The 16,791-nt window shown below is 75.1% G+C and carries 14 protein-coding genes and 1 pseudogene; 6 read left to right on the plus strand and 9 right to left on the minus strand.

Annotation, left to right across the window (positions count from 1 at the left end):
• The 3 genes and pseudogenes from J7E86_RS25180 to J7E86_RS25190 form a co-directional block, all read left to right on the plus strand.
• Positions 1-373, plus strand: a pseudogene (locus J7E86_RS25180) (precorrin-3B synthase); the annotation flags it as partial.
• A gap of 129 nt (positions 374-502) precedes the next feature.
• Positions 503-1,129, plus strand: a complete 627-nt coding sequence (locus J7E86_RS25185) for a precorrin-8X methylmutase (protein WP_215084513.1) — start codon at positions 503-505, stop codon at positions 1,127-1,129.
• Positions 1,126-2,634: a precorrin-2 C(20)-methyltransferase gene (locus J7E86_RS25190; RefSeq protein WP_215084514.1), complete on the plus strand. Its 1,509-nt coding sequence runs from the start codon at positions 1,126-1,128 to the stop codon at positions 2,632-2,634. Before J7E86_RS25185 ends, J7E86_RS25190 begins: the two co-directional genes overlap by 4 nt.
• 408 nt (positions 2,635-3,042) lie before the next feature.
• On the opposite strand, the gene J7E86_RS25195 is transcribed toward J7E86_RS25190, so the two are convergent.
• On the minus strand, positions 3,043-3,285 hold the full coding sequence (locus tag J7E86_RS25195) for a hypothetical protein (RefSeq protein ID WP_251019646.1): 243 nt from the start codon (positions 3,283-3,285) through the stop codon (positions 3,043-3,045).
• Positions 3,286-3,354: 69 nt separating this feature from the next.
• Positions 3,355-4,107, minus strand: coding sequence for a cobalt-precorrin-6A reductase (locus J7E86_RS25200; protein ID WP_308312727.1), 753 nt, complete (start codon positions 4,105-4,107; stop codon positions 3,355-3,357).
• A gap of 99 nt (positions 4,108-4,206) precedes the next feature.
• Between J7E86_RS25200 and J7E86_RS25205 the strand changes: the two genes are divergently transcribed.
• Positions 4,207-5,358: a cobalt-precorrin-5B (C(1))-methyltransferase gene (locus J7E86_RS25205; RefSeq protein WP_215084516.1), complete on the plus strand. Its 1,152-nt coding sequence runs from the start codon at positions 4,207-4,209 to the stop codon at positions 5,356-5,358.
• Here J7E86_RS25205 and J7E86_RS25210 read toward each other — a convergent pair.
• The 4 genes from J7E86_RS25210 to cbiE all read right to left on the minus strand — a co-directional run bounded on the left by J7E86_RS25210 (position 5,355) and on the right by cbiE (position 8,865).
• Positions 5,355-5,684: a hypothetical protein gene (locus J7E86_RS25210; protein ID WP_215084517.1), complete on the minus strand. Its 330-nt coding sequence runs from the start codon at positions 5,682-5,684 to the stop codon at positions 5,355-5,357. The genes J7E86_RS25205 and J7E86_RS25210 overlap by 4 nt on opposite strands.
• Positions 5,685-5,951: 267 nt before the next feature.
• The gene (locus tag J7E86_RS25215) at positions 5,952-6,791 is read right to left on the minus strand and encodes a MerR family transcriptional regulator (RefSeq protein WP_215084518.1); all 840 of its coding nucleotides are present in this window, start codon (positions 6,789-6,791) and stop codon (positions 5,952-5,954) included.
• Between the two features lie 44 nt (positions 6,792-6,835).
• Positions 6,836-7,615 carry a precorrin-4 C(11)-methyltransferase gene (gene cobM / locus J7E86_RS25220; protein ID WP_215084519.1) on the minus strand — a complete coding sequence of 260 codons (780 nt, stop codon included), beginning with the start codon at positions 7,613-7,615 and terminating at the stop codon, positions 6,836-6,838.
• Complete coding sequence (gene cbiE / locus J7E86_RS25225) at positions 7,612-8,865, minus strand: precorrin-6y C5,15-methyltransferase (decarboxylating) subunit CbiE (RefSeq protein WP_308312728.1); 1,254 nt, start codon at positions 8,863-8,865, stop codon at positions 7,612-7,614. The genes cobM and cbiE overlap by 4 nt, the downstream gene beginning before the upstream one ends.
• 151 nt (positions 8,866-9,016) lie before the next feature.
• On the opposite strand from cbiE, the gene tsaD reads away from it, so the two are divergent.
• Positions 9,017-10,072: a tRNA (adenosine(37)-N6)-threonylcarbamoyltransferase complex transferase subunit TsaD gene (tsaD, locus tag J7E86_RS25230; RefSeq protein WP_215084531.1), complete on the plus strand. Its 1,056-nt coding sequence runs from the start codon at positions 9,017-9,019 to the stop codon at positions 10,070-10,072.
• 337 nt (positions 10,073-10,409) lie between these two features.
• On the plus strand, positions 10,410-13,052 hold the full coding sequence (gene alaS, locus J7E86_RS25235; protein WP_215084523.1) for an alanine--tRNA ligase: 2,643 nt from the start codon (positions 10,410-10,412) through the stop codon (positions 13,050-13,052).
• A gap of 254 nt (positions 13,053-13,306) precedes the next feature.
• On the opposite strand, the gene J7E86_RS25240 is transcribed toward alaS, so the two are convergent.
• The 3 genes from J7E86_RS25240 to J7E86_RS25250 form a co-directional block, all read right to left on the minus strand.
• Positions 13,307-14,845, minus strand: a complete 1,539-nt coding sequence (locus tag J7E86_RS25240) for an SDR family oxidoreductase (protein ID WP_215084525.1) — start codon at positions 14,843-14,845, stop codon at positions 13,307-13,309.
• Positions 14,846-15,007: 162 nt separating this feature from the next.
• On the minus strand, positions 15,008-16,480 hold the full coding sequence (locus J7E86_RS25245) for an SDR family NAD(P)-dependent oxidoreductase (protein WP_215084527.1): 1,473 nt from the start codon (positions 16,478-16,480) through the stop codon (positions 15,008-15,010).
• A gap of 103 nt (positions 16,481-16,583) precedes the next feature.
• The coding region (locus tag J7E86_RS25250) for a hypothetical protein (RefSeq protein WP_215084529.1) at positions 16,584-16,791 on the minus strand (208 nt) is incomplete at its 5' end.

A 16,791-nucleotide genomic window follows, 5' to 3' on the forward strand; every position in this document is an offset into this window, starting at 1 on the left:
CGCGGACGCCGGCCTCGTCACGTCCGCCGACAGCGCCTGGCACCGCGCGGGTGCCTGCGCCGGCCGCCCCGGCTGCGCCAAGTCCCTCGCGGACGTCCGGGCGGTGGCGCGGGCCTGCCTGACGGACCGGAGGAGCGCCGGGCTGCCGGTGTACTGGTCGGGATGCGCACGGCGGTGCGGCCACCCGGCCGACGGCGCCTGGGTCGACGTCCTGGCGACCGGCGAGGGCTACGAGGTCACGGTGCGGCGGAACGCGGCGGACGGGCCGGGCGACGACGGGCCGGACGGGCCGGACAACGGTCCGGAGGCGGTACGCGCCGTGCCGGCGGACCGGCTGCCCGACGCGGTGGCGGCGGCACGGACAACCACATAAGACCCAAGGGCCGCGCACGGACCACGACCCATACGACTACGACACAGCGGCACACGGCGGGCACCGGCCGGCATCACCGGCCCGTGGCACGGAACGACCCCACAGAGCGACATCAGCAAGCGAGGCAGAGTGTTCGACTACGAAAAGGACGGCGCGTCCATCTACCGCCAGTCCTTTGCCACCATCCGCGCCGAGGCCGACCTCGGCGCCCTGCCGCCGGACGTCAGCCAGGTCGCGGTGCGCATGATCCACGCCTGCGGGATGACCGATCTCGTGCGGGACCTCGCCTACAGCCCCCGCGTCGTGGCGCGGGCCCGCGAGGCGCTGCGCGCCGGGGCGCCGATCCTGTGCGACGCGAACATGGTCGCCAGCGGCGTCACCCGCAAGCGGCTGCCCGCGGACAACGAGGTGCTGTGCACCCTCGCCGACCCGGCCGTGCCGGAGCTGGCGCGCCGGATGGGCACCACCCGCAGCGCGGCGGCCCTGGAACTGTGGCGCGACCGGCTCGACGGGGCCGTGGTCGCGGTCGGCAACGCGCCGACCGCGCTGTTCAGGCTGCTGGAGATGATCGCGGAGGGCGCCCCGCGCCCGGCGGCGGTCATCGGCATACCCGTCGGTTTCATCGGCGCCGCCGAGTCCAAGGACGCGCTGGCCGACAGCCCGTTGGGGCTGGATTACCTGGTGGTGCGGGGCCGGCGCGGCGGCAGCGCCATGGCCGCGGCCGCGATCAACGCGATAGCGAGCGAGGAAGAGTGAGCGAGCAGCCTTCGACGACGGGCCGGCTGTACGGGGTCGGTCTCGGCCCCGGTGACCCGTCCCTGATGACCGTACGGGCCGTGGAGGTCATCGCCGAGGCGGACGTCGTCGCGTATCACAGCGCCCGGCACGGCCGCTCCATCGCGCGCTCCATCGCCGAACGCCACCTGCGCCCCGGCCACATCGAGGAACGGCTGGTCTACCCCGTCACGGTGGAGACCACCGACCACCCCGGCGGCTACCGGGGCGCGATGGAGGAGTTCTACGAGGAGGCCGCGGCCCGCCTCGCCGCGCACCTGGACGCCGGGCGCACCGTCGCGGTGCTCGCCGAGGGCGATCCGCTCTTCTACAGCTCGTACATGCACATGCACAAGCGGCTCGCGGGCCGCTACCCCACCGAGGTGATCCCCGGGGTGACGTCGGTGAGCGCGGCGGCCGCGGCGCTGGGCACCCCGCTGGTGGAGGGCGAGGAGGTGCTGACGATCCTGCCGGGCACGCTGCCCGAGGAGGAGCTGACAGCCCGTCTCGCCTCGACCGACTCGGCGGTGGTGATGAAGCTCGGGCGGACGTTCCCGGCGGTGCGGGGTGCGCTGGAGCGGTCGGGCCGGCTGGCGGAGGCGCGGTACGTCGAGCGCGCCACGATGAGCGGGGAGCGCACGGGCGCGCTGGCGGACGTGGCACCGGACTCGGTGCCGTACTTCTCGGTGGCGGTGCTGCCGAGCCGCGTCGACGCCAAGCCGCCGGCCGCGCGCGGCGAGGTCGTGGTCGTGGGGCTCGGCCCGGCCGGCCCGCTGTGGCTGACGCCCGAGGCGCGGGGCGAGCTCGCGGCGGCGGAGGATCTGGTGGGCTACAGCACGTACATCGACCGGGTGCCGGTACGGCCCGGTCAGCGCCGCCACCCGTCCGACAACAAGGTGGAGTCCGAGCGCGCCGAGTTCGCCCTCGACCTGGCCCGGCAGGGGCGGCGGGTCGCGGTCGTCTCCTCCGGTGACCCGGGTGTCTTCGCGATGGCGACGGCCGTCCTGGAGGTCGCCTCGGAGGACCCGTACCGCGAGGTGCCGGTGCGGGTGCTGCCCGGCATGACCGCGGCCCACGCGGCGGCCGCGCGGGCGGGTGCGCCGCTGGGCCACGACTACGCGGTGGTCTCCCTCTCCGACCGCCTCAAGCCCTGGGAGGTCATCGCGGAGCGCCTGCGCGCCGCGGCGGCGGCGGACCTGGTCCTGGCCCTGTACAACCCCGGGTCCCGCACCCGCGTCCAGCAGGTCGGCAAGGCCCGCGAGCTCCTCCTCGAACACCGCGCGCCGGACACCCCGGTGGTCCTCGCCCGCGACGTCGGCGGCCCGGAGGAGAGCGTCCGGATCGTCAGGCTCGGCGACCTCGACCCGGCCCAGGTCGACATGCGGACGATCCTGCTGGTGGGCTCGACGCAGACCCGGACGGCACTGCGCGGCGAAACGGGCGAGGAGGAGATCGTCTGGACGCCCAGGCGGTATCCGGAGGGATAGGGGCGTGGCCGGTCCGCTGCTCGCGAAGGGTCACGGCCCGACGAAGGTGACCTGCCGGAGGTAGACCACTGGTGACGTGGGACGACCTGGTACACGAACATGCCCGACGCGTCGATGGTCTCTTCCTGCATACGGGGCGAGGTGCCCATGTACTTCGCCCCGTCGAGGTGGAGAGCCGCCGCGGCCCGGACCGGTTCGTCGGCCCGTTCCTCGGCCTTCGCGATGAAGGCGAGGTTGTCGATACCACCGATGACGAACGCGGAGTCCGGGTCGTGCTCCCACAACCAGGTGTCAGTCACCGGTCACCGCGGCCCGTGCCTCGTCGCGGACGGCCAGGCACGCGTCCATGGCCGCACGCCATCTCGGGTCATCACGGTCGAGAGTGTTCGCAGCGTCCAAGGCCGCGCGTTACCGCGCGGCCAGGCCGGGGCGACGCTCGATCTCGATCTCGGTCGTCCATTTGACCTGGAACATCCGGATCGGATGGAACGAGGCGTGCTGGGTGGCCGCGGTGAACGCCGCATCACGGTCCGCCTGGAACTCCGCGAGGCGGGAAGAGGCCACCCGCGCGAGCGCGGCCCGTAGCGCGGGAACCGTCATCTCGGGCCGTGGGATGAGCTCGGCTGGTTCTTCGGCAGGCTGTGCGGTCATGGGGCCTCCTTCCGGCGCGTTCCGACCGTACCGCTCACAAACCCGCGCGCCGGAGCGGAACCGGCGCCGTCAGCCCACCTGCGCGCGCAGCCAGCGCACCGTCTCCGCCGGATCCGCCGCGACCGGCACCCCCTCCGGGACCGGAGGCCGGCGGACGACCACCACCGGAATGCCCGCCTCGCGCGCCGCGACCAGCTTCGCGGCCGTCGCCGCTGCCCCGCTGTCCTTCGTCACCAGGACGTCGACCCGGTGGCGCCGCAGCAACTCCCGTTCGCCCTCGACCGTGAACGGGCCCCGGTCCAGCAGCACCTCCGTGCTCGCCGGCATCGGCGGTTCCGGGGCGTCCACGGAGCGGACGAGGAACCACATATCCTCCAGGTGGGCAAAGGCCGCGAGGCCCATCCGGCCCGTGGTCAGGAAGACCCGCTCGCCCAGCGTCGGCAGCGCGTCGGCGGCCTCGGCCAGCGAGTCGACCGGGTGCCAGTCGTCGCCCGGACCCGCGACCCAGCCGGGGCGGCGGAGGGCGAGCAGGGGAACATGGACCTCGGCGGCAGCTCGTGCCGCGTTGAAACTGATCGTGCCGGCGAAAGGATGGGTGGCGTCGATGAGTGCGTCCACCTGGTGCTCGCGCAGCCAACGCGCCATGCCGCTGGGCCCACCGAACCCTCCGATGCGGACCTGCCCGGCGGGCAGCCGCGGCTGGGCGACCCGCCCGGCCAGCGAGGACGTCACGCGCAGCGCGGGGTCGGCGGCCAGGACTTCCGCGAGCCGCCGCGCCTCGGTCGTACCGCCGAGGATCAGGATGTGGCGCTCGGCGCTCACGATGGGCCTCTTTCTCGTGGTCCCGGCCGGTTCGGCACCGCCGGTCCCGCACATTGTGATCGCTCACCGCCGCGGCGGGAAATCCTTCCGGAGCGCCCCGTGACCGACTCCCCGGCCGGCAAGGCCACCGGCGGGCGCGCCGCCCAGCTCCAGCACACCGGGCTCCGCCACGGCTGGACCACGGGTGCGTGTGCCACCGCCGCCACCACGGCCGCGTACACCGCCGTGCTCACGGGCGAGTTCCCCGACCCGGTGACGATCACCCTGCCCAAGGGGCAGACGCCCGCGTTCGCGCTGGCCGCCGAGGAGATGCGCGGCGGCGGGCGGAGCGCCATGGCCGCGATAGTCAAGGACGCCGGTGACGACCCGGACGTGACGCACGGCGCGCTGATCCGCTCGACGGTACGGGTGCTGCCGCCCGGTTCGGGGGTGGTCTTCCGGGCGGGGCCGGGGGTGGGGACGGTCACCCGGCCCGGTCTGCCGCTGGCGGTCGGCGAGCCGGCGATCAATCCGGTGCCCCGGCAGATGATGCGCGAGCACGTCGCGGAGGTCGCCGCCCGGCACGGTGGCACGGGCGACGTCGAGATCGAGGTCTCGGTCGATCACGGCGAGGAGATCGCCCGCTCCACGTGGAACGGCCGCCTGGGCATCCTGGGCGGCATCTCCATCCTGGGCACCACGGGCATCGTCGTCCCCTACTCCTGTTCCGCGTGGATCGACAGCATCCGGCGCGGCGTGGACGTGGCCCGGGCGGCGGGCCGTACGCATGTGGCGGGCTGTACGGGCTCGACGTCGGAGAAGGTCGCGGTGGCCGTGCACGGGCTGCCCGAGGACGCGCTGCTGGACATGGGCGACTTCGCGGGGGCGGTGCTGAAGTACGTACGCCGTCACCCGGTGGACCGGCTCACCGTCGCGGGCGGCTTCGCGAAGCTGTCCAAGCTCGCGGCGGGCCACCTCGACCTGCACTCGGCGCGCTCGCAGGTCGACAAGGGCTTCCTGGCGGAACTGGCCCGCAGGGCCGGCGCCGACGAGCCCCTGGCCTCGGCCGTGGCGGCGGCGAACACGGGCCTGGACGCCCTCCAGCGCTGCGCGGCCCGCGGGGTGCCCCTCGGCGACCTGGTGGCGGCCACCGCCCGCGACGAGGCCCTGGCGGTGCTGCGCGGCGCGCCCGTCACGGTCGACGTCATCTGCATCGACCGCGCGGGCACGATCGTGGGGCGCGCGGAACCGAAGGGGCCCGCGGGGCGCTAGCTCGGGGTGCCGTAGGCGTTGATGACTCCCGCGTTCAGGTCGCACCACACGGTCGACGTGCCGCCGGAGAGAACCCGGTTGCCGAAGTGGCGGTAGACATAGCCGTTGTCGAAGCGGCGGCAGTCGATGACACCGGTGAACGAACCGCCGTTGCAGGTGATCGCCGAGCCGTAGTGGCCACCGCTGCCGCGCACCCCGCGCGCACTGCAGGACAGGGCATCGGCCGAGCCGGGGGAAGCGGAAGCGGAGGGAGCGACGGTGAGCAGCCCGCCCGTCGCGAGGGCGAGGGCGGCGGTGGTCATGGCGATACGGTTGCGGATGCGCATGTGATCCTCCCCAAACGCCAGGCATGTCCACGCCTGGTCGCGCCCAAAGTTAAGGCGGGGGCGGGTGTGCCGCCAGTGCCTGTCGGTAACTTGACCGGAAGCCGACGGCGCCCGCGCCCCCCAGGCAGGGGGCCGCGGCTCGCCGGCACCGATGCCGCCCCCGCACGGCGGGCCCGATCGTGCCAGGGGCACCACAGCGAAGCGCCCGTGGCTGCGACCGGGCCTGTACGCGTCCGGTCAACCGTCGTCCGGTCAGCCGCCGTCCGGTCAGCCGCCGGTGGCCGCCCGCTCGACCGGCTCCTGAAGCTCCGTCACCCAGCCGTCGGCCGGCCCCTCCCCGTACGCGATGTACAGCTCGCGCGCGTGGCCCGCCGAGCGGTAGCCGTTGGCGTCGATCCAGTGGGCCAGGGCCTGGACCGTCGGCATGACGTCGTCCATGGGGCCGTGGTGGACGACGGTGGCCGCGCTGTCGATCGCCGGCAGCTCGACGACGGCGAGGTCCGGCCCGCCGCGGAAGTCCGCGGCGACCGGCACGGCGGCGTGGACGAGGATGGCGTCGCCGCCGTCCGGGGAGCCCTCGTAGGAGGCGATGGCCGGCCCCGTCGGCTCGGCCCCGGCGGCTTCGAGCCGGCGGCAGAGCTCGGTGAACAGCGGGCCGACCACCGGGCCGATGTCCTCGGGCCGGAAACCGGCCGCCGTGCCGCTCAGCTCGGCGACCCGTACGGCCGGAACGTGCTTGACCACCACGTCGTGGGTGCTCATGCGTCCCTCACTCTCGATCGTGCGGAGCCTCGCCTCGACGTGGCCCAGCCGCGCCGTGGCGGCCGCGACGGCCGCCTCCAGCTCGGCCCGCCGCAGCCGCAGCATCCCGCGCAGCTCCTCGGCGCCCACCCGCTCGTCCACGATCGCCCGGACCTGCTCCAGCGTGAAGCCGAGGTCCTTGAGGGCGATGACGCGGTGGAGGCGGGCGAGCTGGCCGGCTTCGTAGAAGCGGTAGCCGCTGAACGGGTCGACGTGGGCGGGGCGCAGCAGTCCGATGGCGTCGTAGTGGCGCAGCATGCGGACGGACACACGGCCGTGCCGGGCGAAGTCTCCGATGGTGAACATGGTGGGTTCAGTCCACGGCCTGACACGGTGTGAGGGTCAAGCGCTCAGTCCTCGACGCGCTCGGGCACCGTCAGCCCGCACGCGTCGCGGTCCCGCGTCGTCGAGTACAGGAAGCTGTCCGGGAACTGCTCGGCCGCCAGCGCGCGGCCGACGAGGATGACGGCGGTCCGCACGACGCCGGCCTCCCTCACCTGGTCCGCGATGCCGGCGAGGGTGCCGCGCAGGACGACCTCGTCGGGGCGGCTGGCCATGGCGACGACGGCGGCGGGGCAGTCGGGGCCGTAGTGCGGGAGGAGTTCGGCGACGACGCGGTCGGCGTGGCGGGCGGCGAGGTGCAGGACGAGGAGCGCGCCGCTGCGGCCGAGGGTGGCGAGGTCCTCGCCGGGGGGCATGGGGGTGGCCCGCTGGGCGACGCGGGTGAGGATGACCGTCTGGCCGACGGTGGGCACGGTCAGCTCGCGGCCGAGCGCGGCGGCGGCCGCGGCGAAGGCGGGCACGCCGGGGACGATCTCGTACGGGATGCCGGCCGCGTCCAGGCGGCGGATCTGCTCGGCGACGGCGCTGAAGACGGCGGGGTCGCCGGAGTGCAGCCGGGCGACGTCGAGGCCGGCCTCGTGGGCGCGGACGAACTCGGCGGTGATCTCGTCGAGGTCGAGCCGGGCGGTGTCGACGAGGCGGGCGTCCGGCGGGCACTCGGCGAGGAGTTCGCGGGGAACGAGGCTGCCCGCGTAGAGGCAGACGCCGCAGCGGGCCAGCGTGCGCGCGCCGCGCACCGTGATCAGGTCGGCGGCGCCGGGGCCGGCGCCGATGAAGTACACGGTCATGCGGGGGTCGCTCCTTCTGCGGTTGCTCCTGCTGCGGGCCTGACGACCGACCACTGCGTCACCGGCATCGCCTGCCGCCAGCCGGTGAAGCCCCCGACGGGGACCGCGCGCGCGACGGCGAGGCGGGTCAGCTCGCCGCCGTGGCGGCGGTGGTACTCGGTGAGCAGCGCCTCGGATTCGAGGGTCACGGTGTTGGCGACGAGCCGACCGCCGGGGGGCAGCGCGTCCCAGCAGGCGTCGAGCAGGCCGGGGGCGGTCAGTCCGCCGCCGATGAACACGGCGTCGGGCGTGGGCAGTCCGGCGAGCGCGGCGGGCGCGGCGCCGGTGACCACGCGCAGGGCGGGTACGCCGAGCGCGGCGGCGTTACGGGCGATCCGCCCGGCCCGTACGGTGTCGCGCTCGACGGCGACGGCGCGGCACGTGCGGTGGGCCCGCATCCATTCGACGCCGATGGAGCCGGAGCCGCCGCCGACGTCCCACAGCAGTTCGCCCGGGGCCGGCGCGAGGGTGGCGAGCGTCACCGCCCGTACGTGACGCTTCGTCAATTGGCCGTCGTGCTCGAAGGCTTCGTCCGGAAGCCCGGGGGTGAGCGGCAGGCGCGGCGCGCCGGGCAGGCGGCGGCATTCCACGGCGATGACGTTCAGCGCATCGCCGGGCGGGTGCGGCCAGCCGTCGGCGGTGCCCTCGACGCGCCGTTCGCGCTCGCCGCCGAGGTGTTCCAGTACGGTCATCCGGCTCGGCCCGAAGCCGCGCGCGGACAGCGCGGCGGCGACCTCGGCGGGGGTGCCGGCGCCGGCGCTGAGCAGCAGCAGGCGGCGGCCGTGGTGCAGCGCGGCGTGGAGCGCCTCCGGCGGGCGGCCGACGAGGCTGACCACCTCGGTCTCCTCCAGCGGCCAGCCCAGGCGGGCGCAGGCGTACGACGCGGAGGAGGGGTGCGGCAGCACCCGCAGCGCGTCCGCGTCGCCGAGGACGTCGACGAGGGTGCGGCCGATGCCGAAGAACATGGGGTCGCCGCTGGCCAGCACGCACACCCGGCGCCCGGCGTGGGCGGCGAGCAGTCCGGGGACGGCGGGGCGCAGCGGCGAGGGCCAGGCGACGCGCTCGCCCGCGCAGTCCGGCGGCAGCAGCGCGAGCTGGCGCGGGCCGCCGATGATCACCTCGGCGTGGTGCAGCGCCTCCCGGGAGCCGGGGGCGAGGCCGGGCCAGCCGTCGGCGCCGATGCCGACGACCGTCACGGGGGCGGAGCTCACGGGCGTACCTCGGGGTGCGGCGAGGGGACAGGGCACGGGAACTCTACTGACCTGCGGGGACGACCCCACGGCCGGGACCTCGCCCGGGCTTGTTGCATAGGATGTGCACTTACTTAGAAAAGGCAGGAGGCGTGTCGTGACGCGTTCACCGGTGGTGCTGGGTATCGAGTCGTCCTGCGACGAGACCGGCGCCGGTCTGGTCCGGGACGGAAAGCTGCTGGGTCACGCGGTGGCCTCCAGCATGGACGAGCACGCGCGCTTCGGCGGCGTCGTGCCGGAGATCGCGGCCCGCGCGCACGTGCACGCGGCGGCGCCCGTCGTCCACGCCGCGCTGGCCGACGCGGGGCTGACCATGGCCGACATCGGCGCGGTCGCGGTGACGACCGGCCCCGGCCTGTCCGGCGCCCTCCAGGTCGGCGTCGCGGCGGCGAAGGGCTTCGCGTACTCGCTGGGGGTGCCGCTGTACGGAGTGCACCACCTCGCCGGGCACGTGGCCGCCGACACCCTGGAGCACGGTCCGCTGCCCGACCCGTGCATGGTGCTGATCGTCTCCGGCGGCCACACCTCGCTGCTGCTCGTACGGGACCTGGCCCGCGACCCGATCGTCCACCTCGGCGACACCCTCGACGACGCGGCCGGCGAGTGCTTCGACAAGGTCGCCCGCGTCTTCGGCCTGCCCTACCCCGGCGGTCCCGCCGTCGACCGGGCGGCGCGCGAGGGCGACCCGCGCGCCGTGGCCTTCCCGCGGCCGCTCACCGGGCCGCGCGACGACCCGTACGCCTTCTCCTTCTCGGGTCTGAAGACGGCCGCCGCGCGCTGGGCCGAGCAGCACCGGGCGGCCGGGCGGCCCCTGCCCGTCGCGGACGGCGCGGCCTCCCTCCAGGAGGCCGTGGCCGACGTCCTCACCCGCAAGGCGGTCGCCGCGTGCCGGGACCACGGCGTGGGCACCCTGGTGATCGTCGGCGGCGTGGCCGCGAACTCGCGCGTACGGGCGCTGGCCCAGTCCCGCTGCGAGGCCGCGGGCATCGAGCTGCGGGTACCGCCGATGCGGCTGTGCACGGACAACGGCGCGATGATCGCCGCGGTCGGCGACCTCCTCGTACGGGCGGGGGCGGAGCCGGCGCCGCTGGACGTGTCGATCGACCCGTCCGCTCCGCTGGAGTACGCGGCGCTGCATCCCGTCGCGCGCGGGGCACGAGTGGCGTAGGAGCGCGGGCTGCCAGGTCCGTGCCCCTTCGTCGCGGGTGGGTGCCCGGTCGAACGACGCGGCGTCGCGGCGGGGATGTGCGGGGCGCCGCACGCCCCGACCGGGCGGTTCGGCCCTGCCCGACCGCTCCCCGGCGGGCTGGGGCCGGCACGCCGGACCCGGCACCGCAGCCCCCGGCACAGCCCGGTGCGAGCCGTCCCGTGGCGCGACACGCCAACCGGCCCCGTACCCCCGAAGGACCCCCGCGAGGGAATACTCCGCCGCGACGGCACGTACCCCACGACGCCGGCGTCCGGTGCCGGACCGGCCACGACCATCGAACCCGCCCGGAGGGCACATGCGTACCGCCGACATCCGCAGCCGCTTCCTCGACTTCTTCGCCGCGCGGGGTCACACCGTGGTCCCCAGCGCGCCGCTGCCCACGCCCGATCCCACGCTGCTGTTCGTCAACGCGGGCATGGTCCCCTTCAAGCCGTACCTGACGGGTGAGGCCGCGCCGCCGTGGCCGCGCGCGACCAGCGTGCAGAAGTGTGTGCGGACCCTCGACATCGAGGAGGTCGGCCGCACGACCCGGCACGGCTCGTTCTTCCAGATGAACGGCAACTTCTCCTTCGGCGACTACTTCAAGGAGGAGGCCGTCTCCTACGCCTGGCAGCTCTCCACCTCCCCCGTCGCGGAGGGCGGGTACGGGCTCGACCCCGACCGCATCTGGGCGACCGTGCGCCACTCCGACGACGAGGCCGCCGAGCTGTGGCGGCGCATCGGGCTGCCGCCGGAGCGCGTCGTGCGCCGGGGCGACGAGGACAACTTCTGGTCCATGGGCGTCCCCGGCCCGTGCGGCCCCTGCTCGGAGCTGTACTACGACCGTGGGCCCGCCCTCGGCCGGGCGGGCGGACCGGCCGTCGACGAGGACCGGTACATGGAGTTCTGGAACCTCGTCTTCATGCAGTACGAGCGGGGCGAGGGCGGCGGGAAGACCGGCTACCCGATCCTCGGCGAGCTCCCCCGCCGCAACATCGACACCGGCATGGGCCTGGAGCGCATGGCCACCCTGCTCCAGGGCGTCGACAACCTCTACGAGATCGACGAGACCCGGCCCGTCCTCGACCGTGCCGCCGAGCTGACCGGTGTGCGCTACGGCGCCGACCACCAGGCCGACGTCCGGCTGCGCGTCGTCGCCGACCACGTCCGTACCGCCCTGATGCTGCTCGCCGACGGCACCGCGCCCGGCAACGAGGGCCGCGGCTACGTCCTGCGCCGCATCCTGCGCCGCGCCGTCCGGTCGGTGCGCCTGCTCGGGTACCAGGACCCGGCGCTCCCGGAGCTGCTGCCGGCCGCCCGGGACCGCATGGCCCACAGCTACCCGGAGGTGGCCGGGGAGTTCGACCGCATCGCCCAGCAGGCGTACGCCGAGGAGGACGCCTTCCGCTCCACGCTGCGCCAGGGCACGACCGTGCTCGACACGGCGGTGGCCGAGGTCAGGAAGCAGGGCGGCCATCTGCTGCCCGGCAAGCAGGCGTTCCTGCTGCACGACACCTACGGCTTCCCGATCGACCTGACGCTGGAGATGGCCGAGGAGCAGGGCGTCGAGGTCGACCGCGACGGTTTCACCGCCCTGATGGCCGAGCAGCGCGAACGCGCCCGCGCGGACGCCCGCGCCCGCAAGTCGGGCGGCGCGCTCGACACCTCGGCGCTGCGGTCGGTGCTGGACGCGCACGGCCCGACGGACTGGCGGGCCTACGACACCCTGCTGACGGACTCCACGGTGCTGGCCCTGCTGGGCCCGGCCGGCCCGCTGACGTCCGTACGGGCCGGGGAGATCGCCACCGTCGTCCTGGACCGCACCCCCTTCTACGCCGAGTCCGGCGGCCAGGAGAGCGACGCGGGCGTCCTGACCGGGGCCTCGGTGGAGGCCGAGGTGCTGGACGTGCAGCGGCCGCTGCCGGGGCTGGTGGCCCATCAGGTGCGGGTGACCGCCGGCGAGCTGGCCGTGGGCGACGCCGTACGGGCGGCCGTCGACGCCGAGTGGCGGCTGGGCGCCCGCCAGGCCCACTCCGGCACGCACGTGCTGCACGCGGCGCTGCGGCAGGTGCTCGGCCCGACGGCGCTCCAGGCCGGTTCGTACAACCGCCCCGGCTATCTGCGCCTGGACTTCCCCTGGCGCGGCGCGCTCGGCCCGGCCGCCCGCGGCGAGGTCGAGGAGGCCGCGAACCGCGCCCTGCGCCGCGATCTGCCCGTCGACGCCCGGTGGATGACGCTGCCGGAGGCCAAGGAGCTGGGCGCGCTCGCCCTGTTCGGCGAGACGTACGGCGAGCGGGTGCGGGTCGTGGAGATCGGCGGCGCGTGGTCGCGCGAGCTGTGCGGCGGCACGCACGTCGCGCACGCCTCGCAGATCGGGCTGGTCGCGCTGACCGGCGAGTCCTCGGTGGGCGCGGGCATGCGCCGGCTGGAGGCCGCGGTCGGCGTCGAGGGCTTCGGCTACCTCGCCCGCGAGCGCGACCTCGTCGCCCGCCTCGCGGAGCAGCTCCAGGCACCGCGCGCGCGGCTCGCCGACCGGGTGGCCGTCCTGCTCGACCGGCTGAAGGCCGCCGACCAGGCCGCGGAGGAACTGCGGCAGCGCGCGACGCTCGGCCGGGCGGCGGAGCTCGCCGCCGCCGCGACCGACGTCGACGGGACCGTCACGGTCACGGCGACCACGGACGGCGACGCGCGGTCACTCGCCCTGGCGGTACGCGACCGGCTGCCGGAGGCCCGGCCGGGCGTGGCCGTGATCGGAGCCGAGGCGGGAGGCAGGGCGGTGGTGACGATCGCGCTCAACACGGCGGCCCGCGCGGCGGGCCTGTCGGCCGCGACGCTGGTGAAGTCCCTGCTGGGCGGGCGGGGTGGCGGCACCGCGGATGTCGCCCAGGGAGGCGGCATCGCGGCGGAGTCCCTGCCGGCGACGCTCGACGCGGTGCGGGGGCTGTTGGCAGGAGGGTGAACCAGGCCGTGTCCGGCGGATCTTCGGCTGCGGGCCGTCTTTGCCGCGTGGCCGCCTGCGGCGGGCGGGCCGTCTTTGCCGCCTGCGGCGGCGGGCGCCCTGCGGGCGCGTCCTCAAACGCCGGACGGGCTGATTGTGGCTGGGCTCAGCCGAAACAAGCCCGTCCGGCGCTTGAGGACACCGCCGCGCAGCGGTGGTGCGCACGACACGGCCCGCAGCCGCCCGCTCACACTATCCGCCGGCCACGGTCGGGTTCACGGACCCGCCCCGCCCGTCTTCGCGCGCCGCGCGATGTTGCGGGCCATGCCGCCGAACACCACCGCGTGGAAGGGGGCCACGCTCCACCAGTACGCGTGCCCGGCCAGCCCGTGGGGATGGAACAGGGCCCGCTGGCGGTAGGTGGCGCGGGCCGGGCCGTCGGGGCTGACGGACAGTTCGAGCCAGGCCAGGCCCGGCAGCCGCATCTCCGCGCGCAGCCGCAGCATCCGGCCGGGCTCGACCTCCTCCACCCGCCAGAAGTCGAGGGAGTCGCCGACCCGCAGCGCGTGCGGGTCGCGGCGGCCCCGGCGCAGGCCGACGCCGCCGAAGAGGCGGTCGAGCAGGCCGCGCAGGGACCAGGCGAGCGGGAAGGAGTACCAGCCGTTCCTGCCGCCGATGCCCTCGACGACGCGCCACAGGGCGTCGGGCGGCGCGTCGACGGCCAGCTCCCGGCGGTCCTGGTAGAGGCTGCCGCCGGACCAGTCGGGGTCGGACGGCAGGGGGTCGCTGGGGGCGCCGGGCAGGGACGCGGAGGACCAGTGGGTGGCGACGTCCGCGTCCCGTACGCGCTGGAGGGCCAGGCGTACGGCCTCGTCGAAGCCGATCAGGCCCTCCGGCGGGTCCGGTGCGTAGCGGGCGATGTCGTGCTCGCGGCACACCACCTCGTGCCGCAGGGACTCCACGAGCGGCCGGGCGAGGCCGCCGGGCACGGGCGTGACCAGGCCGACCCAGAGGCTGGAGAGCCCGGGCGTGAGCACCGGTACGGGCAGGACGACGCGGCGCGGGAGGCGGGCGACGGCCGCGTAGCGGTCCATCATCCCGCGGTAGGTGAGCACGTCGGGGCCGCCGATGTCGAAGCTCCGGCTGACGGTGGCCGGCAGCCGGGCGGCGGCCAGGAGATAGCGCAGGACGTCGCGGACGGCGATGGGCTGGACGCGGGTGCGCACCCAGGTGGGGGTGACCATCACGGGCAGGCGTTCGGTGAGGTGGCGCAGCATCTCGAAGGAGGCCGAGCCGGAACCGATGACGACCGCGGCCCGGAGCTGGGCGGTGGGGACGCCGCTGGCGAGCAGGATGCGTCCGACCTCGGCGCGCGAGCGCAGGTGCGGGGAGAGGTGGCTCTCGGGCACCTGGCGGGGTGCCGGGCCGCCGAGGTAGACGATGCGCCGTACGCCCGCGGCCTTCGCGGCGCGCCCGACGGCGAGCGCGGCCCGCCGGTCGGTCTCCTCGAAGTCCCGGCCGGTGCCGAGCGCGTGCACGAGGTAGTAGAGGACGTCGACGTCCTTCATGGCGGCGGGGAGCGTGTCGGGGCGGGTCACGTCCGCCTGGGCGGCCTCGACGCGGGCCGCCCAGGGCTGGTCGCGCAGCCGCCCCGGGTCGCGGACCAGGCAGCGCACCCGGTGGCCGGCGTCGAGGAGCTCGGGGACGAGGCGGCCGCCGATGTAGCCCGTGGCCCCGGCGACCAGCACGCGGGCCGGCGGGCCGTCCCCGCTGTCGCCGTCCGCCAGGTCGTGGCCGTTCACTGTGGCGTCCATGGGGTCCACGCTCTCCCGCCGGGAACGGTTCGCGCCAGGCGGGAGTGGTCCTTCCGGGTGCGGGCGGCGGGCGGGCGCCGGTGGCCGTACGGGCCCGGTACGGCGAAACCGCCCGTCCGGGCGGTCCCGGGCGGGCGGTTTCGAACGAGGTGTCCGGCGGGGTTACCAGCCAGCCGGCGCGTAGTCCTTGAGGAAGCAGCCGTAGAGGTCCTCGCCCTGCTCACCGCGGACGATCGGGTCGTAGACGCGGGCGGCGCCGTCGACGAGGTCGAGCGGGGCGTGGAAGCCCTCCTCGGCCAGGCGCACCTTGTCGGGGTGCGGGCGCTCGTCGGTGATCCAGCCCGTGTCGACGGCGGTCATCAGGATGCCGTCGGACTCGAACATCTCGTCGGCGCTGGTGCGCGTGAGCATGTTGAGGGCGGCCTTGGCCATGTTGGTGTGCGGGTGGCCCGCGCCCTTGTAGCCGCGGCTGAAGACGCCCTCCATGGCGGAGACGTTCACCACGTACTTGCGGCGGGCCGTCGACGCGGCCATGGCCGGGCGCAGGCGGCTGACCAGCACGAACGGCGCGGTGACATTGCACAGCTGCACTTCGAGGAGCTCGACCGGGTCGACCTCGCCGACCTTCTGGATCCAGGTGTTCGTGGGGTCCAGGTCGGGCACGAGGCCGCCGGCGTCGATCGCGGTGCCGGCCTCCACGCGGGCGAGCGAGGCGGAGCCGCTGGTCAGCGCGAGTTCGGTGAGCGCCTGCGGGGTGAGCTCGTCGTGGCCGCTGCCGGCGGGGGCGGGCAGGGCGGGCTGCGCGCCGCTGCCGAAGGCGCCGAAGACGATGGAGGCGGGCAGCTCACCGGCGGGCAGCGGGGCGGCCTCGGCGGCGATCAGCTCGCGGTACGCGGCCGGGGTGCGGCGCACGGTCTGGGCGGCGTTGTTGATCAGGATGTCGAGCGGGCCCTCGGCGGCGACGGAGTCGGCCAGGGCGATGACCTGCGCGGGGTCGCGCAGGTCGATGCCGACGATCTTCAGGCGGTGCAGCCAGTCCGCGCTGTCCGGCATGGCCTTGAAGCGCCGGACGGCGTCGTTGGGGAAGCGCGTGGTGACGGTGGTGTGCGCGCCGTCCCGCAGCAGCCGCAGGGCTATGTACATGCCGATCTTCGCGCGGCCGCCGGTGAGCAGGGCGCGCTTGCCGGTCAGGTCCGTGCGGGCGTCGCGGCGGGCGCGGTTCTCCGCGGCGCACGGCTGGCACAGCTGGTGGTAGAACGCGTCGACCTCGGTGTAGCGGGACTTGCAGATGTAGCAGGAGCGCGGGCGCTCCAGGATGCCGACGATCTGGGCAGCGGAGGTGGCGGCGAGCGGGATGCCGCGCGTCTCGTCGTCGATGCGGTCCGCGGCGCCGGTGGCGGTCGCCTCGGTGACGGCCCTGTCGTTGGCGGTCTTGGCGGCGCGCCGCTCCTGGCGGCGGCGCTGCTTGACCGTGCGGTAGATGCCGGAGGTGGCGCGCCGGATCTCGATCGCCTGCGGGTGGTCGACCGGCAGTTCGTCGAGCTCCTCCAGCACGCTCAGGCAGGTCGCCATGCGCTCCGGGTCGATGCCCGCGCGGAGGGCTGCGCCGTCGCGGCTTTCTTCAGTGACCGTCATCGGCGGTGTCGTTTCCCAGTTCTTCTGATCGAGTGAAGCTCAGATCTGTTGCAAGCCTCGAAGAACTGTACGGAGCCGACAGGTGCCACGCCAAACCCGCGCCCTAAGGTGTGAGCAACGTCGTCTGCAGCCCCACGGCGACGACCAGGCCGGCCATGCCGACCACGAGCCAGGTGACGTAGTCGCCGAGGTGCCCCGAATGCAGGCGCCGCAAGGGTACGAGCACCGTGCGGCCGGTCGCCGCGAGGGTGCGGCGCAGGGGCCGGGCGGGCAGGCGGGGGCCCCAGACCGCGGCGGCGGCGAGGGCGGCG

Source organism: Streptomyces sp. ISL-11, from assembly GCF_018614525.1.
Taxonomy (GTDB): domain Bacteria; phylum Actinomycetota; class Actinomycetes; order Streptomycetales; family Streptomycetaceae; genus Streptomyces.

Excerpts from the sequence above, each read along its gene's own strand:
- cobM (WP_215084519.1), bottom strand. The coding sequence starts at position 7,615 with ATGACCGTGTACTTCATCGGCGCCGGCCCCGGCGCCGCCGACCTGATC.
- J7E86_RS25195 (WP_251019646.1), bottom strand. The coding sequence starts at position 3,285 with ATGACCGCACAGCCTGCCGAAGAACCAGCCGAGCTCATCCCACGGCCC.
- J7E86_RS25245 (WP_215084527.1), bottom strand. The coding sequence starts at position 16,480 with ATGACGGTCACTGAAGAAAGCCGCGACGGCGCAGCCCTCCGCGCGGGC.
- J7E86_RS25210 (WP_215084517.1), bottom strand. The coding sequence starts at position 5,684 with ATGCGCATCCGCAACCGTATCGCCATGACCACCGCCGCCCTCGCCCTC.
- J7E86_RS25240 (WP_215084525.1), bottom strand. The coding sequence starts at position 14,845 with ATGGACGCCACAGTGAACGGCCACGACCTGGCGGACGGCGACAGCGGG.
- alaS (WP_215084523.1), top strand. The coding sequence starts at position 10,410 with ATGCGTACCGCCGACATCCGCAGCCGCTTCCTCGACTTCTTCGCCGCG.
- J7E86_RS25215 (WP_215084518.1), bottom strand. The coding sequence starts at position 6,791 with ATGTTCACCATCGGAGACTTCGCCCGGCACGGCCGTGTGTCCGTCCGC.